Below are 25,935 nucleotides of genomic sequence, written 5' to 3' on the forward strand. Positions count from 1 at the left end.
AAGTTGCACGATTTTAATGATATAAAAATGTCGACATCTTCTCTGATAGAACAAACATCGAATGTAAAGAGTATTGAATAGCATAAAAATTTTAAATTAAATACGATAAACATTTTGTTCACTTTATAATCGTTTACAAGAGAATAATGAGTATTAAATCAAATAAAATCCAAATATTTTGCGAACTTTTTTATATTTTTTTCGTAAAAGGCTTTACAAGTTCTTGGAAACATGATATAGTAATGAGGCTTAGAAAATGAGATGATGTTTTCTAGCAAATATAAACCCGAGTAAAAAATGCCTACGGACAGGCAGGGTTGAATGCCGAAGCGTGGTTGAAAAACCACATTATTGATAGGGTTAAAAGCCTACTTTTATAAGTTGATGTTAGGACACTTGTCCTAATTCATAAATTTTTAGTGTGGTGAAAGCACACGTCATCTTGTGAAACGATCAATAAAGTACGTAATATTTGCTACTAGAGAGTTAGGAAACATCGGGAACAGACATACTCAACAGAAACAAACATAAAAACGTCAGAAGATTGCAGAGCAGGTGAAATCCTGCTCTTTTTTCATGAGTAAACCTTTAGTTCCTTAGTTTTCATAAGGTTCTAAAAATATGGAAAGGAGTATGTCTTGAAGGAGTTAGATCAAAATCAAGCCCCAATTTATGAGGCCTTGGTGAAGTTACGCAAGAAAAGGATTGTTCCCTTTGATGTTCCAGGTCACAAGCGTGGACGGGGAAATCCAGAACTTGTAGAACTCTTAGGTGAAAAATGTGTAGGCATTGATGTTAATTCGATGAAACCCTTGGATAATCTTGGTCACCCTATTTCGATTATTCGGGATGCAGAGGAGCTGGCTGCAGATGCTTTTGGAGCTAGTCATGCTTTTCTAATGATAGGAGGAACAACCTCATCGGTGCAGACCATGATTCTTTCCACCTGCAAGGCTGGAGATAAGATTATTCTGCCACGTAATGTCCACAAATCTGCTATTAATGCGTTGGTTCTATGTGGTGCCATTCCCATCTATATCGAGATGAGTGTGAACCCTAAAATTGGTATCGCTTTAGGTCTTGAAAATGACCGAGTAGCACAGGCAATAAAGGACCATCCAGATGCCAAGGCCATTTTGATTAACAATCCTACTTACTATGGAATCTGTTCAGACCTAAGGGGATTGATAAAAATGGCTCATGAAGCTGGTATGATGGTTTTGGTAGATGAGGCCCACGGAGCGCATTTGCATTTTACAGATAAACTTCCAATTTCTGCTATGGATGCAGGTGCTGATATGGCAGCAGTTTCCATGCATAAGTCTGGTGGTAGTTTGACACAAAGCTCGCTTCTTTTAATCGGGGAGCAGATGAATCCTGAATACGTTCGTCAGATCATCAACCTGACCCAGTCAACATCCGCCTCTTACTTATTGATGGCTAGTTTGGATATTTCACGTCGCAACTTGGCCCTTCGTGGTAAAGAGTCGTTTGAGAAAGTCATTGAGCTATCCGAGTACGCTCGCCGTGAAATCAATGCCATTGGTGGCTACTATGCCTACTCAAAAGAGTTAATAGATGGTGTGTCGGTCTGTGATTTTGATGTAACCAAGTTGTCAGTTTACACTCAGGGGATTGGCTTAACAGGTATCGAGGTTTATGACCTCCTACGAGACGAATATGACATTCAGATTGAGTTTGGTGATATTGGCAATATCCTGGCCTATATTTCGATTGGTGACCGCATCCAAGACATCGAGCGCTTGGTTGGTGCTCTTGCTGATATCAAGAGACTCTATTCACGAGATGGGAAGGACTTGATAGCTGGAGAATATATCCAGCCCGAGTTAGTGCTGTCTCCACAAGAAGCCTTCTATTCAGAGAGAAAAAGTTTGACCTTGGACGAATCTGTTGGACAAGTCTGTGGAGAATTTGTTATGTGTTACCCTCCAGGAATCCCTATCTTGGCTCCTGGTGAACGCATTACACGTGAAATTGTAGACTATATCCAATTTGCCAAGGAACGTGGTTGCTCCCTTCAAGGGACGGAAGATCCTGAGGTCAATCACATCAACGTCATTAAGAGAAAGGAGAACTAGATGGATTTATGGTTTTCTGAAGTTCATACTCCAGATGTGAAATTGTCCCTGAGAACAGCCAAGCAACTCTACGCTGGTAAAAGTGAATGGCAGGATATCGAAGTCTTGGATACGCCAGCTTTTGGAAAAATACTAATTTTAAATGGGCACGTCTTGTTCTCAGATGCGGATGATTTTGTCTACAATGAAATGACCGTTCACGTTCCCATGGCTGTGCATCCCAATCCCAAGAAAGTCTTGGTTATTGGGGGTGGTGACGGAGGTGTTGCCCAAGTATTAACACTCTATCCTGAATTGGAACAAATCGATATTGTGGAACCAGATGAGATGCTGGTTGAGGTCTGTCGTGAGTATTTCCCAGACTTTGCTGCAGGGCTAGATGATCCTCGTGTTACCATTTACTACCAAAATGGTCTACGCTTTTTGCGAAACTGCGAAAATGACTACGATATTATCATCAACGATGCGACAGATCCCTTTGGACATACGGAAGGGCTCTTTACCAAGGAATTTTACGGTAACAGTTATAGAGCTCTTAAAGAAGACGGTATCATGATTTACCAGCATGGGAGTCCCTTCTTTGACGAGGATGAGTCAGCTTGCCGAAGCATGCACCGCAAGGTTAATCAAGCCTTTCCAATCAGTCGAGTTTATCAGGCCCATATCCCAACCAGTCCAGCTGGCTATTGGTTGTTTGGATTTGCATCGAAAAAATACCACCCTGTCAAAGATTTTGACAAGGAAGGCTGGAAAAAACGCCAGCTTTTCACAGAATACTACACTGCAAACTTACACGTGGGAGCCTTTATGTTACCCAAGTATGTAGAAGACATTTTAGAAGAAGAGGAAGGAAAAAAATGAGTCGTTTATTAGTTATTGGATGTGGGGGCGTTGCCCAAGTTGCTATTTCAAAGATTTGTCAAGATAGCGAAACTTTTACAGAAATTATGATTGCTAGCCGTACCAAGTCAAAATGTGATGACTTGAAGGCTAAATTAGAAGGCAAAACAAATACTAAGATTGAGACAGCTGCCCTTGACGCTGACAAGGTTGAAGAAGTGATTGCTTTGATTGAAAGCTACAAGCCAGAAGCTGTTTTGAACGTAGCTTTGCCTTATCAAGACTTGACCATCATGGATGCTTGTTTGGCAACAGGAGTCCACTATATCGATACCGCCAACTATGAGGCTGAGGATACAGAAGATCCTGAATGGCGTGCTATTTATGAGAAACGTTGCAAGGAACTTGGTTTTACAGCCTACTTTGACTACTCATGGCAATGGGCTTATCAAGAAAAATTCAAAGAGGCAGGCTTGACTGCTCTCCTTGGATCTGGCTTTGACCCAGGTGTGACTAGTGTCTTTTCTGCCTATGCTCTCAAACACTATTTTGATGAAATCCACTATATCGACATTTTAGACTGTAATGGTGGTGACCACGGTTATCCATTTGCGACCAACTTTAACCCAGAAATCAATCTACGCGAGGTTTCTGCTCCAGGTTCTTACTGGGAAGATGGAAAATGGGTCGAAGTCGAAGCTATGTCTATCAAGCGTGAGTATGATTTCCCTCAAGTTGGACAAAAAGACATGTATCTCCTTCACCATGAAGAAATCGAATCATTGGCCAAGAACATTCCAGGTGTCAAACGCATTCGTTTCTTTATGACCTTTGGTCAATCATACTTGACGCACATGAAATGTTTGGAAAATGTCGGTCTCCTTCGTACGGATACTATTAACTTTAATGGACAAGACATCGTTCCGATTCAATTTTTAAAAGCGCTACTTCCAGATCCTGCAAGCCTTGGTCCACGCACGGTTGGTAAAACCAATATCGGTTGTATCTTTACAGGTGTCAAAGATGGTGTTGAAAAGACCATTTACATCTACAATGTTTGTGACCATCAGGAATGTTACGCAGAAGTTGGTTCACAAGCAATTTCTTACACGACAGGCGTTCCAGCCATGATTGGGACAAAATTAGTTATGGATGGCACTTGGAAACAACCAGGAGTTTATAACCTTGAAGAGTTGGATCCAGATCCATTCATGGAAGCATTGAATGAGTATGGTTTGCCTTGGGTTGTGGTTGAGAATCCACAAATGGTGGACTAATGAAATTAGAACAAGTACCAACACCAGCTTATGTCATTGACTTGGCCAAGTTAGAAGCCAATTGCCGCATTTTACAATATGTTCAAGAAGAAGCTGGTTGCAAGGTTTTGCTTGCCCAGAAGGCATATTCCCTCTACAAAACCTATCCCTTGATTAGCCAGTACCTATCTGGTACAACTGCAAGTGGTCTCTATGAAGCTAAGCTGGCTAGAGAAGAATTTCCGGGGGAAGTCCATGTCTTTGCGCCAGCTTTCAAGGATGCGGACTTGGAGGAATTGCTGGAAATAACGGATCATATCGTCTTTAACTCAGAGAGACAGTTGCGTAAACATGGTCCTCGTTGTCGTGAAGCTGGTGTAAGCGTGGGTTTACGTCTCAATCCTCAGTGTTCAACACAGGGTGACCATGCGCTCTATAACCCTTGTGCACCTGGCTCCCGTTTTGGAGTCACTCTAGACAAGATTCCTAGTGATTTGCTGGATTTGGTTGACGGACTTCATTTTCATACCCTTTGCGAGCAGGGAGCAGATGATTTACAGACAACTTTGAAAGCAGTAGAAGCGCAATTTGGTTCGTACTTACATGAGGTCAAATGGCTCAATATGGGGGGCGGACACCATATCACAAGAGAAGGTTACGATGTGGATTTGCTGATTTCAGAAATCAAGCGTATCCGAGAAACTTACAATCTTGAAATCTATATCGAGCCTGGTGAAGCCATTGCGCTCAATGCAGGTTATCTAGCGACTGAAGTATTGGATATTGTCGAAAACGGTATGGAAATCTTGGTTTTAGATGCCTCTGCGACCTGCCATATGCCTGACGTACTTGAGATGCCCTATCGTCCACCTTTGAGAAATGGCTTTGAGGCACAGGAAAAAGCCCATACCTATAGACTTTCTTCTAATACCTGTCTGACGGGCGATGTGATTGGTGATTACAGCTTTGAAAATCCAGTTCAAATCGGAGACAGACTTTATTTTGAAGATATGGCCATTTATTCCTTTGTCAAAAATAATACCTTTAATGGTATTGGATTGCCAAGTCTCTATCTCATGGACGAGCAGGGAGACTGTAGTTTAGTCAAAGCCTTCGGCTATCAAGACTTTAAAGGGAGATTATCATGAAGGAAAGTCCCAAAAAATTAGGCTATCGCATGCCAGCAGAGTACGAACCTCATCATGGTACCCTCATGATATGGCCGACTCGACCAGGTTCATGGCCCTTTCAAGGAAAGGCTGCCAAAAGAGCTTTCAGCCAGATTATTAAGACCATAGCAGAAGGGGAAAGAGTCTATCTTTTGGTGGACCAAGACTACTTAGCTGAAGCCCAAGACTACCTTGAAGATAGCGTTGTTTATTTAGACATTCCCACCAATGATGCCTGGGCGCGTGATACTGGCCCAACCATTCTCCTTAATGATAAAAGGGAAAAGTTGGCAGTAGACTGGTCTTTCAATGCTTGGGGTGGTGCTGTTGATGGTCTTTATCAAGATTATGAAGATGATAACCAAGTAGCCAGTCGTTTTGCTGAGGCCTTGGAAATGCCTGTTTATGATGCTAAACCTTTTGTCCTAGAAGGCGGAGCGATACATAGCGATGGTCAAGGAACCATTCTCGTGACTGAAAGTTGCTTGCTTAGCCCTGGTCGCAATCCTCATCTGACTAAAGAGGAAATTGAGAATACCTTATTAGAGTGCCTTGGCGCTGAAAAAGTTATTTGGCTTCCTTATGGTATTTATCAGGATGAAACCAATGAACACGTTGATAATGTTGCTTCCTTTGTTGGTCCTGCAGAACTTGTCTTGGCTTGGACGGACGACAAAAGCGATCCTCAATATGCCATGTCAGCAGCTGATTTAGCGCTTTTAGAAAAGGAAACAGATGCAAAAGGTCGTCACTTCACCATTCATAAATTGCCTATCCCTGCAGTTCGTCAAGTTGTGACAGAAGAGGATTTGCCAGGCTACATCTATGAAGAAGGAGAAGAAGAGCGATACGCAGGTGAAAGGCTTGCTGCTTCCTATGTCAATTTCTATATTGCTAACAAGGCAGTCCTTGTTCCCCAGTTTCAAGATAAAAACGATCAAGTGGCCTTAGATATCCTCAGTAAGTGTTTCCCAGACCGTAAAGTTGTCGGAATTCCAGCCAGAGATATTCTCTTAGGTGGTGGCAATATCCACTGTATCACCCAACAAATCCCAGAATAGGAGAAAAAGATGAGAAATGTAAGAGTTGCAGCCATTCAGATGCAATGCGCTAAGGATGTGGCAACAAATATTCAAACAGCGGAGCGTTTAGTACGTCAGGCTGCAGAACAAGGCGCACAAATCATTCTCTTACCAGAGTTGTTTGAACGTCCCTATTTCTGTCAGGAACGTCAGTATGACTACTACCAGCATGCCCAGTCGGTGACAGACAATACAGCCATTCAGCATTTTAAAACCATTGCCAAGGAGCTAAAGGTCGTTTTACCAATCAGTTTCTATGAAAAAGATGGCAATGTCTTGTATAACTCTATTGCCGTTATTGATGCAGATGGGGAAGTTCTGGGCGTTTATCGGAAGACTCACATACCAGATGATCATTATTATCAAGAAAAGTTTTATTTTACGCCTGGCAACACAGGTTTCAAGGTCTGGAATACTCGCTATGCTAAGATTGGGATTGGCATCTGTTGGGATCAATGGTTCCCTGAAACGGCCCGCTGTCTTGCATTGAATGGGGCTGAATTGCTCTTTTATCCTACAGCTATCGGTTCAGAGCCGATTTTGGACACGGATAGTTGTGGCCATTGGCAACGTACTATGCAAGGCCACGCAGCAGCAAATATTGTTCCAGTCATCGCAGCCAATCGCTATGGCTTAGAAGAAGTCACTTCTAGTGAGGAAAATGGTGGACAGAGTTCCAGTCTTGACTTCTACGGTTCATCCTTTATGACGGATGAAACAGGTGCTATTCTAGAGCGAGCTGAAAGACAAGGAGAAGCTGTTCTGTTAGCTACTTATGACCTAGATAAGGGAGCAAGCGAACGCTTAAACTGGGGCTTGTTTCGAGATAGAAGACCCGAAATGTATCAACGAATTACGGACTAGTAGGGGAGAAATGAGAGATTTATTCTGCTAGACTAACTTCTTATTTGCAACTATAAGGATACTATGTTGTCTAGTAAGTGGATTTTATATTTTAACCCTCTAAGGCTTTCTCGCGCTTTTATGCGAGGAGCTTTTCTGTTTAAGCTTTATCAATAAAACATGCTATAATAGTTGCAGAAAGGTTGGTATTTATGGCTAGGATATTGGTCATTGAAGACAATAGTGACATTCAAGAGATTTTACGAACACTTCTTACTGAGGAGCATGAGGTGATTCAAGCTTTTTCAGGAACTGAAGGAATCATGCGTTTTGACCAAGGTGGGATTGACCTTGTTTTGCTAGATATCATGCTTCCTGGGAAAAATGGGGATCAGGTTTTAAAAGCCATCAGGGAACAAAGCCAAACTCCAGTCATTATGCTAACAGCTTTGAGCGATAAGAAGTTAATCAGTCAATACCTCTTAGACGGTGCCAATGATTACATAGTGAAACCTTTTGATTTGGATGAAGTCTTTGCCAGAGTTACTGTTCAGTTACGTCAAAGTGTAGAAAAACAGCCTATGGAAATAGAGAAAACTGAAAATCTGCCACAAAACTTGAAAAATATCCAGTTTGATGCAGAAAGTTTTGAAATCAAGAATAGTCAGGAAACCATTCGCCTTGCCAAGAAAGAATGCTTGATTCTCCAAACTCTCCTTAAACACCCTAAGAAAATTTTTACAAAAGAAGAACTTTATGAATTAGTCTGGGAGGATAGCTACCTACCTGGAGATAATACTCTCAATACGCATTTGAGTAATCTTCGTAAAAAATTAAACCAGCTTGACCCAAATCAAGAATATATTGAAACCATCTGGGGAGTTGGGGTAAGATTAAAAGGAGACAAGCAATGACCTACATGATGATCTTTGTTCTACTGATACTCCTAACTATTTTATCGATTGTATTAATTCGCTACCATCTAGCACTTAAAAACTTGAGTCAACAGATTGAAGATAAAATTCTCACGGGTAGTATGAAAAGAGTCGGAGTCAGCATTTTTTCCAAACATTTTTTACATCTCTACCAGCAGATTGAGAATCTATTTCAGGAAGTAGAACAATCTCGGTTGGTGATGAAAAGGGAAAAGCAGACTCTGGATATGGCCATCAGCAATATCGCCCATGATATTCGGACACCTTTGACTATCGCTTCAGGCTACACGCAACAATTGATAAAAACTCCTGAAAACCAAGCAGAAACCTTACAAAAAATCGCCCAGCATCTTGATTTAGTTTCCAAACGTTTGGAGGCTCTCCTAGAATACCGTCGGTTGATGGAAGGAGCTGTTAAGCCGAAACTAGAAGAAGTAGATATTTCAGCTTTTATCACCAAAAAGACTCTGGCTTATTATGATGTTTTTCAGGCGGCAAATATCACCCTTGATTTTAAGGTTGAAGCTGGTTTAAAAATTAGGACTGATGAAGAATTGCTGGATCGAATTTTACAAAATTTGCTTGGAAATGTCCTCAAGCATGGTAAGGAAGAAGCGCGTCTCTATTTGCGACAGGAAAAGGAACAGCCTGTCTTAGAGATTGCCAACCTTGTTAAACAGCCCATCAAAAAAATAGAAAAGCTCAGCAACCGTTTTTATTCTGAAAATCTATCTGACACGGAAGAATCCTCTGGTTTAGGCCTTTATATCACTGAGGAATTATGCCATCTTCTCGGTGCAGAGATGAAACTAAGCACAGATGGGCAATGGTTATCGGTTTTCATTTGCTTTTAACGAAATAAACCTCCTCTGTAGGCTAGAGGAGGTCTTTTTTATAGACTTTTCTTTTTGAAAACTGCCAGTCCACTTAGATTAAAGATTACAATAACAGCTAAGCTAACTATAAGTGTGTAGAGAATTGACTCACTATTAGCAGTCATAGCATAGGTAAATTGCAAGGACAAATATGGCAAAATTTTGATACTTGGGAAGATGAGCATTGGCATAGAAAGTAAGATAGAGCTGACCAAATAGCCAATAAATACTGCAAGATAAGAATGACTAACATAGAGAATAAAGGAAACAATGGAAAGCCAAGCAAGGAGGCAAAGGAATTGAAGGAAAATGGTTGTTAATAGATTGCCAATAAAGCCATCAGGTATGGTTCCAAATCCATTTAAGATAGTTGCTGGAATAAAGGCAATCACAAGGCTGATGATAAGTTGCAAGAGTGCAATACAAGCCACTACAAAGGCTTTGGCAAGGAAAAACTCTGTACGAGAAACCCCTACTGTCAAACTATTTTTATAGAGCTTTCCGATTAAATCAACACCGAGAACTAGACAAGTTAGAACAATACAGAGAAAAACGAGGTTTGAACCTTGACTAGATGCGTTAATCAGGGCTTGTACACCGTCCCAACCATGGGTTGGAATGTCTGGCTCTTCTGTCTGGATTGCCATCAGATGGCCCGTGGCTCCTATACTTGCTCCCATTAGCATGAGAGTAAAGAGAATAAATTCTGTAATCCAGAATCCTTTGGAACGGAAAAGACGGTAAAAGTCTGCTTGAATGGTATGTATCATGATTTTCCTCCTATTGGACCAATTGAGTGAAGTATTCTTCTAGGTTTTGACGGGCATAGTAAATCTCGTCAATGGCAACATCTGCCAAGGTTAATTCCTTAAGAATCTGCTTGACATCTTGTTCCTGACCAAAGATATGGATTTCATTTTCTGGATTGACAACCTTGAACTGGAGCTGGATTTGTTCTTTCAATACTTGACAAGCTTTCTCTTGGTCGGCTGTCTTAAGCACAATATAATCCTCACTTAGTGTTTCAAATTCAGCTTTGCTGATTTCACGGATAATATTGCCTTGATCTAAAATACCAAAACGATTAGCTACGAGGTAGAGTTCTGACAAGATATGGCTAGAGATGAGAATGGTTATCCCTTTTTCTTGATTTAGTCGTTGAATCATTAGTCGAAATTCTTTGATACCGATTGGGTCGAGACCGTTGATAGGTTCATCTAGGATCAGGAAGTCTGGTTTGGATAGGAGGGCAATGGCAATACCAAGTCTTTGTTTCATTCCTAGCGAGAAATCACGAAAGACTTTCTTACCTGTATCTGGCAAACCTACATAATCCAGCGTTTCTCGAATGACTTGATCAGCATTTGGAATATGGCGTATCATACAATAATAATTCAGATTTTGGTAGGCTGTTAAGTGATTATGAGCTACAGGTGATTCGATCACTGAACCTACTCGAGATAGAGCCTTGGTCCACTCATTTTCCGTTTTGCTGGAGAAGAGGGAAACAGTCCCCTTATCCGCAAACAGTAGTTGTGTAATGATTTTGATTAAGGTGGTCTTCCCAGCTCCATTCTTCCCGATAAGTCCATAAATATCTCCCTCTCTTATCGTTAGATGAAGATCCTGAAGAATAGCTTGTTTGTCAAAGTTTTTGGACAATCCATGAATGTCAAGTACTGTTTTCATGATTCTCTCCTTTTGATTTATTTTGTTAACTTTAGTATAAAGTATAGAAATCAAAGAAAGCTCAAGGATTTCTAAAGAGTTTCTAAAGTTTTAGGAATTCTTAAATATCAAAACCCAGTTGACACGAACTGGGCTTCTTAATTATAAAATATATTTCTCAATCGCACGCGCAACACCGTCTTCTTCGTTGCTTGCTGTAACGGCATCAGCTAGGGATTTGACATAATCGCTGGCATTTCCCATTGCAATGCCCAGCCCTGCAAACTGGAGCATTTCGATATCGTTATTAGCATCGCCCATGGCCATAATTTCTGAGGAATCAATCTTCAAAATCTCAGCTAGTCGTGAAAGAGCAGTAGCCTTTGTCGTTCCAAGTGGCATAGCTTCATAAATGACAGGCTGCGAACGAACTCCACTAAAACGTTGGCAAAGCTCTTCAGAAAAACGCTCTTCAAAATCATCTGTTTGCTCTTTTGTACCCAAAAACATACCTTGGAACATACGGTACTTGCCACTAGTCGCTTCCTCAAGGGAAATTTCAGTCAGGTCTGAAAAGACTAGTTTAGCATCATTTTCAATGACTTGATTTGGTTTACCACCGAGGACAAAATAATGTTCCTCATCAAAAAGAGTCAACTGAACATCACTTTTTTCAGCAAGCTCGTAGAGATATTCAATGTCAGCTGGACTGAGTTCTTGCCAGTCAACCAAGCCCCAGTCGCTAGTCTGGTGAGTTGAACAACCGTTGTTAACAATCACATGCTCATTCTGGAGGTCTAGCCCCAGTTTTTTGTAGTAGGGGAGGACACCGAAAAGCGGGCGACCCGTACAGAGAACAAGTTTGACACCTTTTTCAATAGCTTGGTGAATAGCAGTAATGTGAGCTTGTGGGATTTCCTTGGATTCATTGAGGAGGGTTCCGTCCATATCCAAGGCTAGTAGTTTAATCATAAGACTTCCTTTTCTAGGTGTTTTGCTTTTATTATAGCATATAGACTATAAAATGTCTGACAGAATTGTAACATTTGACTTTCCTTTTCTTGAAAAACAAAGTAAATTCTTATATAATATGTATACTTAATATTTAAGGAGAAATAATGACAAAGTATCAATTTAATTCAATTTACAAAAATGATGAAACAGAGTCTACAGGTCTTCTGTTCATCAAAGTCTACAACAAGTGGGAAAGCAACTTAAAAAGAGTCTTGAAATCAGTTGGTCTCACTTTGCCTCAATTTATCGTTTTAACCTCGCTCTTGTTTTTGTCTAATAGAGAGGAATATGTAACGCAAGTTGATATCGCTCGGTTCACCGGAATGGATGTCATGACGGTTTCCCAGATTGTTAGACTACTGGAGAAGAAGGACTACATTAGACGTGATCAACATCCAAAGGATAGTCGGGCAAAACTGGTCTCAGTGACGAAGTCTGGCGCGGAGAAGGTCAATCAAGCTTTACCCTTAGTAGAAGGCGTTGATGAAGAATTTTTTGAAAAACTATCTAACGATAGAAAATGTTTTAATCGCATGTTAGTAGAGTTGGAGGATAAAAATGCCTAGATATTGGGTCGGAGTTGTTTCAAAGAACCATGTTTTAAGAGGAGTTGAGGGAAATTTTTGTCAGGTCTGTCATGGAAAGGGCGGCCCCTTAAATCGTATGAAAAAAGGTGACTATCTTTTATACTATAGTCCAAAATACGATATGAATGGTCAAGATAAGTTACAGGCTTTTGTGGCCGTAGGTAAAATTATAGATGACAAAGCCTATCAAGTAGAGCAATTTGAAGGATTCTTTCCCTTTAGACGAAATGTCGAGTATTATCTACCAGTCCAAGATTGTTCCATAGAAATAGCCAGACAACATCCTGAATGGAGAGACTATACTTCTCGACTTCGTTATGGACATTTTGAAGTTTCCAAAGACTTTTTCCTCCTTATTTTTCAACATATGAAAGTGGATGATGAAGTATGATTGATTTGCTAGTTAAATGATTGTCAACTAGAATTTTGGATTTGGATTGTGAAGCGAACTTTGCTATAATAGGGTAAGAAACTTTGATAAAGCAAACGAGGCAGAGATGAAATTACTTTATACTGATATTCGGACTTCTTTGACCGAGGTTCTAACCAGAGAGGCAGAAGAGCTAGTTGCTGCTGGCAAGCGGGTCTTCTACATCGCACCCAACTCCCTTTCTTTTGAAAAGGAACGATCTGTACTGGAATGTTTACCCCAGCAGGCTTCTTTTGCGATTACCGTCACGCGCTTTGCTCAAATGGCTCGTTACTTGGTTTTAAATGATTTGCCAGCTAAGACGAGTCTAGATGACATCGGTCTTGGAATGGCATTTTATAAATGTCTTGCTGAACTTGATCCTAAGCATTTACGAGTTTATGGATCTATTAAACAAGACCCTCAATTTATCCAGCAGCTGATTGAACTTTATCATGAGATGACGACTGCTCAGATGAGCTTTTTAGACTTAGAAAGTTTGAGTGATGAGGACAAGCGAGCAGATTTACTCTTGATTTTTGAGAAAGTAACGGCCTACCTCAATCAAGGGCAGTTGGCTCAGGGAAGTCAGTTGTCCCATTTGATTGAGGCTATTGAGAATGACAATGTAAGTAGTGATTTTACTAAAATTGCCTTGGTTATTGATGGATTTACCCGTTTTTCTGCTGAGGAGGAGCGGATTGTGGACTTACTTTATGCTAAGGGTGTTGAGATTGTCATTGGAGCCTATGCTAGTAAGAAAGCCTATACCAGCCCATTCGCTGAAGGCAATCTCTATCAAGCCAGTGTGGAGTTTCTCCATCATCTAGCCTCTAAATACCAAACTCCTGCTCTGGATTGTTCTCAAACTCATGAGCAGATGGATAGTTTTGATAAGGCCTCTCGTTTGCTGGAATCTTCTTATGACTTTTCAGAATTAACATTGGATGTCGATGAGAAGGATCGTGAAAACCTACAAATCTGGTCTTGCTTGACGCAAAAGGAAGCGTTAGAGTTGGTAGCCCGTAGCATTCGTCAGAAATTGCATGAGAACTCAGACCTGAGTTACAAGCATTTTCGTATTCTCTTGGGTGACGTGGCTTCTTACCAGTTATCTCTGAAAACCATTTTTGACCAGTATCAGATTCCTTTCTATCTTGGTAGAAGCGAATCCATGGCTCACCACCCTTTGACACAGTTTGTCGAATCTATTTTTGCTTTGAAACGCTATCGTTTCCGTCAGGAGGATTTAATTAACCTTCTCAGAACAGGTTTGTATACCGACCTTAGTCAGGCTGATATTGATGCTTTTGAACAATATATCCGCTATCTTGGTATCAATGGCTTGCCAGCCTTTCAGCAAACATTTACCAAATCCCACCACGGAAAATTTGATTTGGAACGTTTGAATGCTCTTCGTCTGCGTATTTTAACCCCTCTTGAAACTCTCTTTGCCAGTCGAAAACAAAAGGCTGAAAATCTCTTGCAAAAGTGGAATGTCTTTCTAAAAGAAGGAGAGGTGACTAAGCAGTTGCAAGATTTGACAGCCACTATGGAAGCTGTAGAACAGGAAAGACAAGCCGAAGTTTGGAAGGCTTTCTGTCATGTTTTAGAACAATTTGCGACCGTTTTTGCTGGTTCACAGGTTAGTCTAGAAGACTTCCTAGCCTTGCTCCATTCTGGAATGAGTTTGTCCCAATACCGCACCATTCCAGCAACAGTGGACACCGTTCTGGTGCAGAGTTACGATTTGATTGCGCCCTTAACAGCTGACTTTGTCTATGCCATTGGGCTAACTCAGGACAATTTACCAAAAATTGCGCAAAATACTAGCCTTTTGACAGATGAAGAAAGACAAAGCTTAAACCAAGCAACCGAAGAAGGCGTTCAATTGCTGATTGCCAGCAGTGAAAACCTCAAGAAAAATCGCTACACTATGCTTTCCTTGGTTAATTCTGCTCGTAAGCAGTTGGTCTTGTCGGCTCCAAGCCTTTTTAATGAAAGTGAAAGCAAGGAGTCAGCCTATCTTCAAGAGCTGGTGAGTTTTGGATTTAGCCGAAGAGAAAAGAGGATGAATCACAAAGGGCTGTCTAAGGAAGATATTGGGTCCTATCATAGTCTTTTGTCTAGTCTGGTTGCCTATCACCAGCAGGGCGAGATGAGTGAGACTGAGCAAGATTTGACCTTTGTCAAGGTTCTGGCGCGTGTGATGGGTAAAAAACTAGAACAGCAAGGTCTGGAAAATCCAGCCCTCCCAACCAGCCCAAGCAGTAAACTCTTAGCAAAGGACACCTTACAGGCTCTCTATCCAACTGAACAGGAATTTTACCTGTCTACCTCTGGTTTGACGGAGTTTTACCGCAATGAATACAGTTATTTCCTCCGCTACGTATTAGGCTTGCAGGAGGAATTACGTTTGCGTCCTGATGTCCGTAGTCACGGGAATTTCTTGCATCGCATTTTTGAACGGGCCTTGCAGTTGCCTGACGAAGATTCCTTTGACCACCGTCTAGAACAAGCTATTCAAGAAACCAGTCAAGAACGCGAATTTGAGGCTATTTATCAGGAAAGTTTGGAAGCCCAGTTTACCAAGGAAGTTTTGCTTGATGTTGCACGGACGACTGGACATATTCTCCGCCATAATCCAGCCATCGAAACCATTAAAGAAGAGGCAAATTTCGGTGGAAAAGAGCAGGCCTTTATTCAATTGGACAATGGACGCAGTGTCTTTGTACGAGGTAAGGTTGACCGCATTGACCGCTTGAAAACTGATGGGGCGATAGGAGTAGTAGACTACAAGTCTAGTCTAACTCAGTTCCAGTTTCCTCATTTCTTTAATGGACTCAATTCCCAGTTACCAACTTACTTAGCTGCCCTAAAAAGAGAAGGGGAAGAGAACTTTTTCGGTGCCATGTACTTGGAAATGGCTGAGCCTGTCCAATCTCTGATGGCCGTTAAAAGGCTGGCAGGTGCAGTAGTAGAAGCCAGCAAGTCTATGAAATACCAAGGACTCTTTTTAGAAAAAGAAAGCAGTCATTTGGGCGAATTTTACAATAAAAACAAGGCTAATCAGCTGACGGATGAGGAATTCCAGCTCCTACTGGACTACAATGCCCATCTTTACAAGAAAGCAGCAGAGAAGATTTTAGCAGGTCAGTTCTCTATCAATCCATACACAGAAAACGGCAGAAGTATTGCCCCATATGTTCAGCAACATCAAGCCATCACAGGCTTTGAAGCAAATTACCACTTGGGCCAAGCCCGTTTCCTAGAAAAATTGGATTTAGCTGATGGTAAACGTCTTGTCGGAGAAAAACTCAAGCAAGCTTGGTTTGAAAAAATAAGAGAGGAGTTGAATCGATGAAGCCTATTCCCTTTTTAACTGAGAAGGAAATTCAAAAATTGCAAGAAGTAGAAGCAAATTCGAGCAAGGAACAAAAGAAAACTGCCGAACAAATCGAAGCCATCTACACTTCTGGTCAAAATATCCTGGTTTCAGCGTCGGCTGGTTCTGGGAAGACCTTTGTCATGGCCGAGCGTATTCTAGACCAATTGGCGCGTGGTGTCGAAATTTCTCAACTCTTTATCTCAACCTTTACCGTCAAGGCTGCGACTGAACTTAAAGAACGTTTGGAGAAAAAAATCAGCCAACAAATCCAAGAAAGTAGTGATGTCGACCTCAAACAACACTTGGGTCGCCAGTTGGCAGACCTACCCAACGCTGCCATCGGAACCATGGACTCTTTCACACAAAAATTCCTTGGTAAACATGGCTATCTGCTTGACATTGCGCCTAATTTTCGTATTTTACAAAACCAAAGCGAGCAACTCCTTCTAAAAAACGAAGTCTTTCATGAGGTCTTTGAAGCCCATTACCAAGGTAAACAGAAAGAAAAGTTCAGTCATTTGCTGAAAAACTTTGCTGGACGTGGGAAAGATGAACGGGGGCTGCGCCAGCAAGTTTACAAAATTTATGACTTCCTCCAATCCACCAGCAATCCTCAAAATTGGCTGAGTGAATCTTTCTTAAAAGGCTTTGAAAAAGCTGATTTTACCAGTGAAAAAGAAAAACTGACTGAGCAGATCAAACAAGCCCTTTGGGATTTGGAAAGCTTTTTCCGTTATCATCTGGATAATGATGCCAAGGAGTTTCCTAAGGCTGCTTATCTAGAAAATGTTCAGTTGATTCTGGATGAAATTGCCTCCTTAAATCAAGAATCCGATAATGAGGCTTATCAAGCAGTGCTTGCGCGTGTCGTCGCAATTTCGAAAGAGAAAAACGGTCGAGCTCTGACGAATGCCAGTCGTAAGGCTGATTTGAAACCTCTGGCTGATGCCTACAACGAAGAAAGAAAGGCACAGTTTGCTAAACTAGGACAACTGTCAGACCAGATAACCATTCTCGACTATCAAGAACGTTATCATGGAGATACATGGGAACTAGCTAAGACTTTCCAAACCTTCATGAGTGATTTTGTGGAAGCTTATCGTCAGCGTAAGCGTCAGGAAAACGCCTTTGAATTCGCTGATATCAGCCATTACACCATTGAGATTTTAGAGAATTTCCCGCAAGTTCGTGAGGCTTATCAGGAGCGCTTCCATGAAGTCATGGTAGATGAGTATCAGGATACCAACCATATTCAAGAACGGATGCTGGAATTGCTATCTAATGGCCACAATCGCTTTATGGTGGGAGATATCAAGCAGTCCATCTACCGATTCCGTCAAGCAGACCCGCAGATTTTCAATGAGAAATTCCAACGCTATGCGCAAAATCCACACGAAGGCAAGCTGATTTTGCTTAAAGAAAATTTCCGTAGTAGTTCAGAAGTGCTGTCAGCAACCAATGATGTCTTTGAACGTCTCATGGACCAAGAGGTCGGCGAAATCAACTATGATAACATGCACCAGCTTGTTTTTGCAAATACCAAACTGACTCCCAATCCAAACAACAAGGCGGAATTTCTCCTCTACGATAAGGATGACACAAATGAGGAAGAAGAGGGGCAGGCAGAAACGAAACTAACAGGCGAAATGAGATTAGTTATCAAGGAAATCCTGAAACTCCATAAGGAACAAGGTGTTGCTTTTAAAGAAATTGCCCTTCTGACCTCCAGCCGCAGTCGTAATGACCAGATTCTTCTCGCCCTGTCTGAGTACGGAATTCCTGTCAAAACCGATGGAGAGCAAAACAATTATCTCCAATCCCTAGAAGTGCAAGTCATGCTAGACACCCTTCGTGTCATTCACAATCCTCTTCAAGACTATGCCTTGGTTGCCCTTATGAAGTCTCCTATGTTTGGCTTTGATGAGGACGAGTTAGCACGTTTATCTCTTCAGAAAGCAGAGGATAAAATCCAAGAAAATCTCTATGAAAAACTGATCAATGCACAAAAAATGGTAACAAGCCAGAAAAACTTGATTCACACGGCTCTAGCTGAGAAACTAAAGCAATTCATGGATATCTTGGCTTCTTGGCGCTTGTATGCCAAAACCCACTCCCTCTATGACCTGATTTGGAAGATTTATAACGACCGTTTTTACTATGACTATGTTGGGGCTTTGCCAAATGGTCCTGCTAGACAAGCTAATCTCTATGCCCTAGCATTGCGTGCTGATCAATTTGAAAAGAGCAATTTCAAAGGTTTGTCGCGTTTTATTGGTATGATTAACCAAGTTTTAGAAGCCCAGCACGATCTTGCAAGCGTGGCTGTCGCACCGCCAAAAGATGCAATAGAGCTCATGACCATTCACAAGAGTAAAGGGCTGGAGTTTCCTTACGTCTTTATTCTCAATATGGATCAAGATTTCAACAAGCAAGACTATATGTCAGAAGTCATTCTTAGTCGTAAAAATGGACTAGGTGTCAAATATATCGCCAAGATGGAGACAGGAGCAGTTGAAAATCACTATCCTAAAACCATCAAACTCTCCATTCCTAGCCTGACCTATATACAGAACGAAGAGGAATTACAGCTGGCAAGCTATTCAGAGCAAATGCGTCTCCTTTATGTTGCCATGACGCGGGCTGAGAAAAAGCTCTATCTTGTCGGTAAGGGTTCTCGTGAAAAGCTGGAAGCCAAGGAATACCCAGCAGCTAAAAATGGAAAACTAAATAGCAACACTAGACTGCAAGCACGGAATTTCCAAGATTGGCTTTGGGCTATCAGTAAAGTGTTTGCCAAGGATCATCTCAACTTTAGCTATTGTTTTGTTGGTGAAGATCAGCTGACTAGAGAAGCTATCGGAGAATTGGAAAACAAAAGTCCTCTCCAAGATAGCTCCCAAGCAGACAATCGCCAGTCAGAAATCATTAAGGAAGCTCTTGAAATGCTGAAAGAGGTTGAAGTCTATAATACTCTTCACCGCGCAGCTATTGAATTGCCAAGTGTTCAAACCCCAAGTCAAATTAAAAAATTCTACGAACCAGTTATGGATATGGAAGGTGTTGAGATTGCTGGTCAAGGTCAGTCAGTAGACAAGAAAATCAGTTTTGATTTACCAGATTTTTCAACCAAAGAAAAGGTAACAGGAGCTGAGATTGGTAGTGCTACCCACGAACTCATGCAGAGAATTGACCTCAGTCAGCGACCAACTCTTGCTAGCCTGACAGAAACTCTCAAACAAGTTGAAACCAGCCAAGCTGTCATGGACAAGATTAATCTTGCGAAAATTCTTGCATTCTTTGACACAGCACTCGGTCAGGAAATTCTCTCTAATACCAACCATCTTTATCGCGAGCAACCTTTCTCCATGCTCAAACGAGACCAAAAGAGTCAGGAAGACTTTGTTGTCCGTGGTATCCTTGATGGCTATCTACTTTACGAAGACAAAATTGTTCTGTTCGACTATAAGACAGACCGCTATGATGAGCCAAGTCAACTCATAGACCGTTATCGTGGTCAGTTAGCCCTATACGGAGAGGCTTTATCTCGAGCCTATTCGATTGAAAATATTGACAAATACTTGATTTTACTCGGTAAAGACGAAGTTCAAGTTGTAAAAGTATAATCTAGAAAGGAGACCTCATGACACTTCCAGTTAGAAAATCCCTGCATGATGCGGTTTTACAGGCTTCAAAAGCTGATACTTGGGAACAAGCTACCAAGGAATGGAATGAAGTTTCCTTGATTTTTAACGGTATCGGCCGTAGCAATTGTGTCTGTGGAAATGCTATCAAATACGCCTACGAACTCTTTAACGGAGTGACTGGTCAACGACTATTTCCTATAGGTAGCGACTGCGTTCGTCATTTTCATCGATTGTCTCTTGACCAGCAACTGGAAGAGGAAGAAAAACTACTCAGAAAGGTTGAAAATCTGACCAGAAAAGCCCAGAAAAAGGAAAAAATCAAGGTCAATAAAAGTGACTTTGACGAGCGACTTCTAAAGTGGCTCTGGGAAAAAGGTGTTTTCAAGCCTAATCGTGGCAATCAATTTGCGCCTGAGAGAGACTACCAGCTTTTTCTAGAAGTCTTTCAAGGAGGAACTTGGACCAAGGCGGAACCAAAGAAAAAGGCTCGGATGGAAGAAGTCCTTGAAAAGTGTATCAAACCCTTTTTACTTGGAAAACCAGATGACCAACTCTACCTTGTCAAACTAGGCAAGGAGAAAATTGACTACGAGCAAGAACTGCGTATCCAGGCTGAGAAAGAGCGCAGGAAGAGGGATAAAATCGCCAAACAATATGCAGACAATCTAGTTCTAGCCATGGGCCCAGCGGAACGTGCCTATCAAGATTACTTTGGCTTTACAGAAACCCTAACCCAAGAAGAACGTAAGTGGGAGAAAATACTTTTTGGTAAAAATAGGACAGAACGGGCTGTCAAGGCCAAACAATACCAAAAAGAGCTGGAAAAAGACCAACGAATTGCTAGTCAGGATCCAATTGAAAGAAAGCAGAAGCAGACCTGGCTCCTCAATTCCTATTTTCGTGAGCTTCCTGAAGAAAAAGCTCGATTTGCTCGCCTCTTATTAGAATATCGAAAAAGTGGAGAAGTTCCCTTTTCAACTGAATATCTGTCAGATCATCTGCTCGACTTTTTCTATAAAATGAAATCCTTTGAGTTTGAAATCGCACCAGAACAAATCCGAGACTTTTTAAAAGAAAGCCTTCAGACAGAACATCTATCCTCAGCACAGGAAAGCTGGATAGAGGGGATTCTCATCAACTGTATTAAACCATTTTTAGAACGATTATTGATATAAGTAACACCTACCGTGGAAATTCCATGGTAGGTGTTAGTTTTAATAGTCAGTATCATTATCATTCTCTACAGATTTATTCGAAAACAAAATACGCTTATTTATATATGCTTTATTAAACTAGATAACTTTTAAAATATTATAAAAATAACTAGCTTATTTTTATGTTTCGTAGTATAATAGCATCAGGAAAATAAACCATATAAACTAATATTTATAGGTTATTCAAAACGCTTATATATATTTGTTGAGATTTCATTATAGAACCTAAATCTATATTATATATGTAAACATCACATGATTGATATCCACTCTTACATTTTTTTTAGAGTCGATGATGGACCCAGTACAAAAGAAAAAAGAGCAAGAGTTATTTGTAGTGAAGCCTGAGTCGATTATTACGAACGATATTTTTGAAAAAATAATTATTGTTTGTTTTTTAGCGCTTCAAGTTTGAGAGTTTTCTCATTTTATGATATATTTAAATACGATTTATACATAACGAGTATATATTTATAATGATCCTGTATTTTCTGGTTTTAGTTTCTATATGCGACTAAACGCACTTTTATATTTATGTGTGTTATCAAGGAGAAAGATGATGAACTATAGAAGAGCCAAGAGAATAATCGGTCTTCTGATTTCTATATTATTATTAATTTTAATAATCCCAATTTGTCTCATTGCTTGCTTCTTTATTGTCATCGAATCAAGCGGAAACCCCATTTACATGCAAGAAAGAGTTGGTTTAAATGGACAAAAATTCATAATGTACAAACTACGTTCCATGTATTTAGATGCCGAGAAGAACGGATATCAATGGGCGGAAAAAAATGATCCACGGATAACGAAGATTGGACGTTTTATACGCAGAACTCGAATTGATGAATTTCCACAAATTATTAATATTATTAAAGGCGAGATGTCTATTATCGGTCCTCGACCAGAAAGACCAGAATTTGTTAACGAATTTTTAAAATATATTCCTGATTTTAATGAGCGATTGGCTGTTCGTCCAGGAATTACAGGCTGGGCTCAAGTAAATGGTGGCTATGAATTGTCTCCAAAAGAAAAATTAGGATATGATGTTTACTATATCAGACATGAAAGTATTAAATTAGATTTCCTTATTTTACTAAAAACAATTAAAGTTATTTTTAATGGACACGGATTTAGATAATTCAGATAGGGAAAAAAAGTAAAGGACAAAAATAAAAGATGAGTATTTTCAATAAAAATATTAACAGAATTTTTACTTTAATTAAAAGTAAGTTTCTGTTTCTAATCCTTTTTACATTAATAGGGACGACAGCAGTTGGTCTATATACTGTTTTTATCATTTCTCCTATATACAGTGTCTCCTCTAAGCTCATAATGAAGAACACTTCAAGTCAAACAAATAGTCAGAATAATGATACACAAACAATTGAAGCCATAAATCTCTTTCAAAGACAAGCTAAGACTTATTTAGAAATAGCAGATCTTCCTCCAGTAAAAGAAGATACCAATAAAGCATTAGGTTTGTCTCCAGATGAAATTACTAAAATCAAATCGGTTAAATTAACAAATGACACAGGTTCTCAGTTGGTCACAGTAACAGTAAGAGCGCTAGATAGAGATTTAGGGGAACGTTATATAAAAGAGTATGTAACTCAATACAAAAAATTTACAGCAGATCGATTAGGACGTGATAATTTATCAGTTGTTATAGAAGCTTTGGGAAGTAACAATCCAGTTTATCCTATTTTATGGAAAAATCTTCTTGTATCTATTCTAGTATTTTCTTTCATAGGATTTAATATCATCTTTATTAAGTATGTATTGAGTGACTCGATTGATTCTTATGAAGATTTGGAAGAGCTTGTTGGGAAACCTGTCCTTGGCATGATTCCAACTATAGAGAAAAAGAAGAGAGGTTAGTGCCATGCATATAGAAGTTATCCATAACAGCAAATCTCTTGTAGCTGAGTCCTTTAGAACTTTAAGAAGTAATCTTCAGTTCTCAGAATTCGGAAAAAATATCAAATTGATTGTCGTTACAAGTGCTAATCCTAACGAAGGAAAGAGTGAAGTTAGCATCAATCTTGCTGCTTCTCTGGCTCAACAAGGGAAAAAAGTGATTATCATAGATGCAGATATGCGTAAACCAACCCAGCATAAACTAATAGAGCTAAACAATACTGAGGGATTAAGCACCTTTTTATTAAAAAGGTCAGGTGTAGATTCCATTAATCATTTGACGATTAACGATGTGAATTTTGATGTACTGACCTCAGGACCTGTTCCACCTAATCCATCTGAGATGTTAGCTAGTTCTTCTATGGAAGAAACACTAAGAGCATTTGAGGATTTTTATGACTATGTCATTATCGATACACCTCCCTTGTTGGCAGCAACTGATGCTCAAGTACTAGCGAGTATTTCTGACGCTACCCTTCTTGTTGTAGATATAAAGAAATCAAAACGGCGTCAAGTTACAGAAGCAAAAAGAAGATTAGATCATGTTGGAGCTAGACTACTTGGTGTGATAATGAATAAAATAGATTCACATAAAGACACCTATTATTACTATTATTAACTAACTATTTGAAAGGCAGGGGAGGAAAAATGACAATCTATCTTTTAATGTTCGTCTATATCTCTTTCCTGGCCTTTTTCTCATTAAAATATGAGGATAAAGAACAAGAGTTAAGATTTCTTGTTTTTCCAACTTTTTTATTTTTTATAATAATTGCAGGTTTTCGTACTTCTAGTGTAGGAGGAGATTTAGGAACCTATATCCATATTTTTGAATCAAATGACTTACAACTTCCGGATTTATCAAATCTATTTCGTTCTCGATTTGAAATTGGTTATTTAGTAAGTAATATTTTTCTAAGAAACTTCAGTTCTCACTATACATTTTTATTGTTTGCCTATGCCTTTATAACCTTATTTTTCTGGTTTTTTGTACTTTATAAGCATTCTAAAAATGTTTACATAAGTTTACTTATTTACTTCAGCTCGTTAGGACTCTTTTTTTATTCTTTATCAAATATCAGGCAAGGTCTAGCAATTTCTTTAAGTTTTTTAGGGTTTCACTACTTAGTAAAAAACAAGAAGATTTTAGCATCGATATTTATCTTACTAACTCCCTTATTTCATACATCTGGTATCATCTGCCTCTTGTTTTTCCCCCTTAAAAAAATCGTTTTAAACAAAAGAACATACCAGTTTGTGTTCCTTGCATTTCTTATCCTCTTTCCTTTCATCAAACAAATTGCAACTATCTTTATTTCTTTCTTCCCTCAGTATACTTCCTATCTGGAATCATCATGGTTTTTGGAAAGCAAAAAATGGGCGCCCGTATTTTTAACAATTTGGTACGGCATCGTTCTGGTCTTTGGAGAAGTAGTGATTAGAAAACAGAAATTATCGACTGAAGAAGAATTTATAAGAACTTTGTTCTTTATCTCCTTTTTATTTACTGCGTCAACTTTGCAAACAAGTCTTTTTGGCAGATTCGCACACTATTTTACCCCCTTTATTTGCCTATATATCCCCATGATTTTATCTAAAATAGGTGAAAAAAAAGTTCAGTGGATTTTATTTTATTTGGTGATATTGGTTTATGCTTCAATCTTTCTGGTCATTGCTTATTTTAAAGTTGACTGGTACCATATCGTTCCCTACCGTTCGGTTATTGTAGATTGGTTATTTGGGAATTAGGTTTAGGATTTATAAAATGAAATTTTCAGTTTTAACTACAGTATATAAAAAAGAAACTCCTCAAAATTTAAGGAAAAGTTTACTAAGCTCTTATCAACAGACCATTAAACCAGCAGAGATCATTTTAGTTTGTGATGGTGAATTGACAGAAGAGTTAGATAGAGAAATCGAAAAGTTGCAGAGAGAAATCCCGATTCTAAAGGTTTTTCATTTACCTGAAAATTTAGGCTCAGGACCAGCCTCTCTCTTTGGAGTCAATCAATGCCAAACAGAATTTATTGCAAGAATGGATAGTGATGACTATTCTCTAGAAACAAGGTTTGAAAAGCAAATAGCAGCCTTTGAAAAAAATCCCAACATCATTATGGTTGGTTCCAATATTCTAGAGAAGAATTCAGAGTTTACCGCCTTAAAGAAAGTGCCTGAAACTACGGACGGAATCCGTCGATATTCGAAAATGAGAAATCCCTTTAATAATCCATCGAGTATGATGAAAAAAGAGTATATCTTGAAGGCTGGTAATTATCGTGAATTTCGTTACTTAGAGGATTATGATCTCACAATGAGATTGTTACACGATAATCCAACCAAGGATTTTTTGAATATCCAGGAGCCATTAGTGGTCATGCAGACTAACGATTCTAGCTATCTGCGGAGAGGCGGTTTCTTGTATGTAAAGACGGACTTTATGCTCCAATTAGATTTTTATCGTAGAGGAGATATTACTCTATTAGAATTACTTAGAAATATTTTCCTTCGTAATGTGATTCGAATTCTTCCTAATTCAATTAGGAAATGGGTATATAAGAAAAAAATGAGAGAAGAAGTAGAGGTAGTTAGGGAGATATGAAAAGAGTCATTACATACGGAACATTTGATTTATTGCATTACGGTCATATTAATCTCTTAAAAAGAGCAAAAGCCTTAGGAGATTATCTAATAGTCGGACTTTCTACTAATGAATTTAATAGACTAGAAAAAAATAAAGAATGTTATTTTGATTACGAAGAAAGAAAATCGCTATTAGAGGCTATCAGATATGTGGATCTTGTCATACCAGAAGAAAATTGGGATCAAAAAATCTCAGACATTGAAAAGTATCATGCTGATGTGTTTGTCATTGGAGATGATTGGCAAGGCAAATTTGATTATCTAAGTGATATGGGGATAGAAGTTGTTTACCTACCACGAACAGAAGAAATTTCAACCTCTAAGATAAAGAATGATTTGAATCAAGGGAACTAGG

At 39.5% G+C, this 25,935-nt stretch carries 22 protein-coding genes; 19 read left to right on the top strand and 3 right to left on the bottom strand.

Annotation, left to right across the window (positions count from 1 at the left end):
• Positions 1-638 precede the first annotated feature (638 nt).
• From K1I71_RS01560 to K1I71_RS01595, 8 genes are all read left to right on the top strand, one after another.
• Positions 639-2,099, top strand: a complete 1,461-nt coding sequence (locus tag K1I71_RS01560) for an aminotransferase class I/II-fold pyridoxal phosphate-dependent enzyme (protein WP_223330018.1) — start codon at positions 639-641, stop codon at positions 2,097-2,099.
• On the top strand, positions 2,100-2,960 hold the full coding sequence (gene speE / locus K1I71_RS01565; RefSeq protein WP_000366726.1) for a polyamine aminopropyltransferase: 861 nt from the start codon (positions 2,100-2,102) through the stop codon (positions 2,958-2,960). It begins immediately after the preceding gene.
• Positions 2,957-4,216 (top strand): saccharopine dehydrogenase family protein, encoded by a 1,260-nt coding sequence (locus K1I71_RS01570; protein WP_223330019.1) that lies wholly within the window; start codon positions 2,957-2,959, stop codon positions 4,214-4,216. Before speE ends, K1I71_RS01570 begins: the two co-directional genes overlap by 4 nt.
• On the top strand, positions 4,216-5,343 hold the full coding sequence (gene nspC / locus K1I71_RS01575; RefSeq protein WP_223330020.1) for a carboxynorspermidine decarboxylase: 1,128 nt from the start codon (positions 4,216-4,218) through the stop codon (positions 5,341-5,343). Before K1I71_RS01570 ends, nspC begins: the two co-directional genes overlap by 1 nt.
• The gene (gene aguA / locus K1I71_RS01580) at positions 5,340-6,425 is read left to right on the top strand and encodes an agmatine deiminase (protein WP_223330021.1); all 1,086 of its coding nucleotides are present in this window, start codon (positions 5,340-5,342) and stop codon (positions 6,423-6,425) included. The genes nspC and aguA overlap by 4 nt, the downstream gene beginning before the upstream one ends.
• A 9-nt stretch (positions 6,426-6,434) precedes the next feature.
• The gene (gene aguB, locus K1I71_RS01585; protein ID WP_223330022.1) at positions 6,435-7,310 is read left to right on the top strand and encodes an N-carbamoylputrescine amidase; all 876 of its coding nucleotides are present in this window, start codon (positions 6,435-6,437) and stop codon (positions 7,308-7,310) included.
• A gap of 191 nt (positions 7,311-7,501) precedes the next feature.
• On the top strand, positions 7,502-8,203 hold the full coding sequence (locus K1I71_RS01590; RefSeq protein ID WP_042751184.1) for a response regulator transcription factor: 702 nt from the start codon (positions 7,502-7,504) through the stop codon (positions 8,201-8,203).
• Positions 8,200-9,078, top strand: a complete 879-nt coding sequence (locus K1I71_RS01595) for a sensor histidine kinase (protein WP_223330023.1) — start codon at positions 8,200-8,202, stop codon at positions 9,076-9,078. The genes K1I71_RS01590 and K1I71_RS01595 overlap by 4 nt, the downstream gene beginning before the upstream one ends.
• Before the next feature lie 38 nt (positions 9,079-9,116).
• Here the strand turns inward: K1I71_RS01595 and K1I71_RS01600 are convergent, their stop codons facing one another.
• The 3 genes from K1I71_RS01600 to K1I71_RS01610 all read right to left on the bottom strand — a co-directional run bounded on the left by K1I71_RS01600 (position 9,117) and on the right by K1I71_RS01610 (position 11,739).
• Positions 9,117-9,869, bottom strand: coding sequence for an ABC transporter permease (locus K1I71_RS01600; RefSeq protein ID WP_223330024.1), 753 nt, complete (start codon positions 9,867-9,869; stop codon positions 9,117-9,119).
• Between the two features lie 10 nt (positions 9,870-9,879).
• Positions 9,880-10,788 (bottom strand): ABC transporter ATP-binding protein, encoded by a 909-nt coding sequence (locus K1I71_RS01605; protein ID WP_173276788.1) that lies wholly within the window; start codon positions 10,786-10,788, stop codon positions 9,880-9,882.
• 141 nt (positions 10,789-10,929) lie between these two features.
• Positions 10,930-11,739, bottom strand: a complete 810-nt coding sequence (locus K1I71_RS01610) for a Cof-type HAD-IIB family hydrolase (RefSeq protein WP_223330025.1) — start codon at positions 11,737-11,739, stop codon at positions 10,930-10,932.
• A 146-nt stretch (positions 11,740-11,885) separates the two neighbouring features.
• Between K1I71_RS01610 and K1I71_RS01615 the strand changes: the two genes are divergently transcribed.
• From K1I71_RS01615 to tagD, 11 genes are all read left to right on the top strand, one after another.
• Entirely contained in the window at positions 11,886-12,347 is a 462-nt protein-coding gene (locus K1I71_RS01615) for a MarR family winged helix-turn-helix transcriptional regulator (RefSeq protein WP_223330026.1), read from the top strand.
• Positions 12,340-12,759, top strand: a complete 420-nt coding sequence (locus tag K1I71_RS01620; protein ID WP_125393762.1) for an EVE domain-containing protein — start codon at positions 12,340-12,342, stop codon at positions 12,757-12,759. Before K1I71_RS01615 ends, K1I71_RS01620 begins: the two co-directional genes overlap by 8 nt.
• A gap of 106 nt (positions 12,760-12,865) precedes the next feature.
• Entirely contained in the window at positions 12,866-16,141 is a 3,276-nt protein-coding gene (gene rexB, locus K1I71_RS01625; protein WP_223330027.1) for an ATP-dependent nuclease subunit B, read from the top strand.
• The gene (gene addA / locus K1I71_RS01630) at positions 16,138-19,788 is read left to right on the top strand and encodes a helicase-exonuclease AddAB subunit AddA (RefSeq protein ID WP_223330028.1); all 3,651 of its coding nucleotides are present in this window, start codon (positions 16,138-16,140) and stop codon (positions 19,786-19,788) included. The genes rexB and addA overlap by 4 nt, the downstream gene beginning before the upstream one ends.
• A 17-nt stretch (positions 19,789-19,805) precedes the next feature.
• Positions 19,806-20,984 carry a hypothetical protein gene (locus K1I71_RS01635; protein WP_223330029.1) on the top strand — a complete coding sequence of 393 codons (1,179 nt, stop codon included), beginning with the start codon at positions 19,806-19,808 and terminating at the stop codon, positions 20,982-20,984.
• Positions 20,985-21,582: 598 nt separating this feature from the next.
• The gene (locus tag K1I71_RS01640; protein WP_004261232.1) at positions 21,583-22,161 is read left to right on the top strand and encodes a sugar transferase; all 579 of its coding nucleotides are present in this window, start codon (positions 21,583-21,585) and stop codon (positions 22,159-22,161) included.
• A 38-nt stretch (positions 22,162-22,199) separates the two neighbouring features.
• Positions 22,200-22,901: a YveK family protein gene (locus tag K1I71_RS01645; protein ID WP_223330030.1), complete on the top strand. Its 702-nt coding sequence runs from the start codon at positions 22,200-22,202 to the stop codon at positions 22,899-22,901.
• Positions 22,902-22,905: 4 nt separating this feature from the next.
• On the top strand, positions 22,906-23,559 hold the full coding sequence (locus tag K1I71_RS01650; protein ID WP_223330031.1) for a CpsD/CapB family tyrosine-protein kinase: 654 nt from the start codon (positions 22,906-22,908) through the stop codon (positions 23,557-23,559).
• A gap of 29 nt (positions 23,560-23,588) precedes the next feature.
• On the top strand, positions 23,589-24,689 hold the full coding sequence (locus K1I71_RS01655; protein ID WP_223330032.1) for an EpsG family protein: 1,101 nt from the start codon (positions 23,589-23,591) through the stop codon (positions 24,687-24,689).
• A gap of 16 nt (positions 24,690-24,705) precedes the next feature.
• Positions 24,706-25,539 (top strand): glycosyltransferase, encoded by an 834-nt coding sequence (locus K1I71_RS01660; RefSeq protein WP_223330033.1) that lies wholly within the window; start codon positions 24,706-24,708, stop codon positions 25,537-25,539.
• Positions 25,536-25,934, top strand: coding sequence for a glycerol-3-phosphate cytidylyltransferase (tagD, locus tag K1I71_RS01665; RefSeq protein WP_045606783.1), 399 nt, complete (start codon positions 25,536-25,538; stop codon positions 25,932-25,934). The genes K1I71_RS01660 and tagD overlap by 4 nt, the downstream gene beginning before the upstream one ends.
• Position 25,935: the final 1 nt, after the last annotated feature.

Source organism: Streptococcus mitis, assembly GCF_019929545.1.
GTDB classification, from domain to species: domain Bacteria; phylum Bacillota; class Bacilli; order Lactobacillales; family Streptococcaceae; genus Streptococcus; species Streptococcus mitis_BU.

Excerpts from the sequence above, each read along its gene's own strand:
- speE (WP_000366726.1), top strand. The coding sequence starts at position 2,100 with ATGGATTTATGGTTTTCTGAAGTTCATACTCCAGATGTGAAATTGTCC.
- K1I71_RS01570 (WP_223330019.1), top strand. The coding sequence starts at position 2,957 with ATGAGTCGTTTATTAGTTATTGGATGTGGGGGCGTTGCCCAAGTTGCT.
- nspC (WP_223330020.1), top strand. The coding sequence starts at position 4,216 with ATGAAATTAGAACAAGTACCAACACCAGCTTATGTCATTGACTTGGCC.
- aguA (WP_223330021.1), top strand. The coding sequence starts at position 5,340 with ATGAAGGAAAGTCCCAAAAAATTAGGCTATCGCATGCCAGCAGAGTAC.
- aguB (WP_223330022.1), top strand. The coding sequence starts at position 6,435 with ATGAGAAATGTAAGAGTTGCAGCCATTCAGATGCAATGCGCTAAGGAT.
- K1I71_RS01590 (WP_042751184.1), top strand. The coding sequence starts at position 7,502 with ATGGCTAGGATATTGGTCATTGAAGACAATAGTGACATTCAAGAGATT.
- K1I71_RS01595 (WP_223330023.1), top strand. The coding sequence starts at position 8,200 with ATGACCTACATGATGATCTTTGTTCTACTGATACTCCTAACTATTTTA.
- K1I71_RS01600 (WP_223330024.1), bottom strand. The coding sequence starts at position 9,869 with ATGATACATACCATTCAAGCAGACTTTTACCGTCTTTTCCGTTCCAAA.
- K1I71_RS01605 (WP_173276788.1), bottom strand. The coding sequence starts at position 10,788 with ATGAAAACAGTACTTGACATTCATGGATTGTCCAAAAACTTTGACAAA.
- K1I71_RS01610 (WP_223330025.1), bottom strand. The coding sequence starts at position 11,739 with ATGATTAAACTACTAGCCTTGGATATGGACGGAACCCTCCTCAATGAA.
- K1I71_RS01615 (WP_223330026.1), top strand. The coding sequence starts at position 11,886 with ATGACAAAGTATCAATTTAATTCAATTTACAAAAATGATGAAACAGAG.
- K1I71_RS01620 (WP_125393762.1), top strand. The coding sequence starts at position 12,340 with ATGCCTAGATATTGGGTCGGAGTTGTTTCAAAGAACCATGTTTTAAGA.
- rexB (WP_223330027.1), top strand. The coding sequence starts at position 12,866 with ATGAAATTACTTTATACTGATATTCGGACTTCTTTGACCGAGGTTCTA.
- addA (WP_223330028.1), top strand. The coding sequence starts at position 16,138 with ATGAAGCCTATTCCCTTTTTAACTGAGAAGGAAATTCAAAAATTGCAA.
- K1I71_RS01635 (WP_223330029.1), top strand. The coding sequence starts at position 19,806 with ATGACACTTCCAGTTAGAAAATCCCTGCATGATGCGGTTTTACAGGCT.
- K1I71_RS01640 (WP_004261232.1), top strand. The coding sequence starts at position 21,583 with ATGAACTATAGAAGAGCCAAGAGAATAATCGGTCTTCTGATTTCTATA.
- K1I71_RS01645 (WP_223330030.1), top strand. The coding sequence starts at position 22,200 with ATGAGTATTTTCAATAAAAATATTAACAGAATTTTTACTTTAATTAAA.
- K1I71_RS01650 (WP_223330031.1), top strand. The coding sequence starts at position 22,906 with ATGCATATAGAAGTTATCCATAACAGCAAATCTCTTGTAGCTGAGTCC.
- K1I71_RS01655 (WP_223330032.1), top strand. The coding sequence starts at position 23,589 with ATGACAATCTATCTTTTAATGTTCGTCTATATCTCTTTCCTGGCCTTT.
- K1I71_RS01660 (WP_223330033.1), top strand. The coding sequence starts at position 24,706 with ATGAAATTTTCAGTTTTAACTACAGTATATAAAAAAGAAACTCCTCAA.
- tagD (WP_045606783.1), top strand. The coding sequence starts at position 25,536 with ATGAAAAGAGTCATTACATACGGAACATTTGATTTATTGCATTACGGT.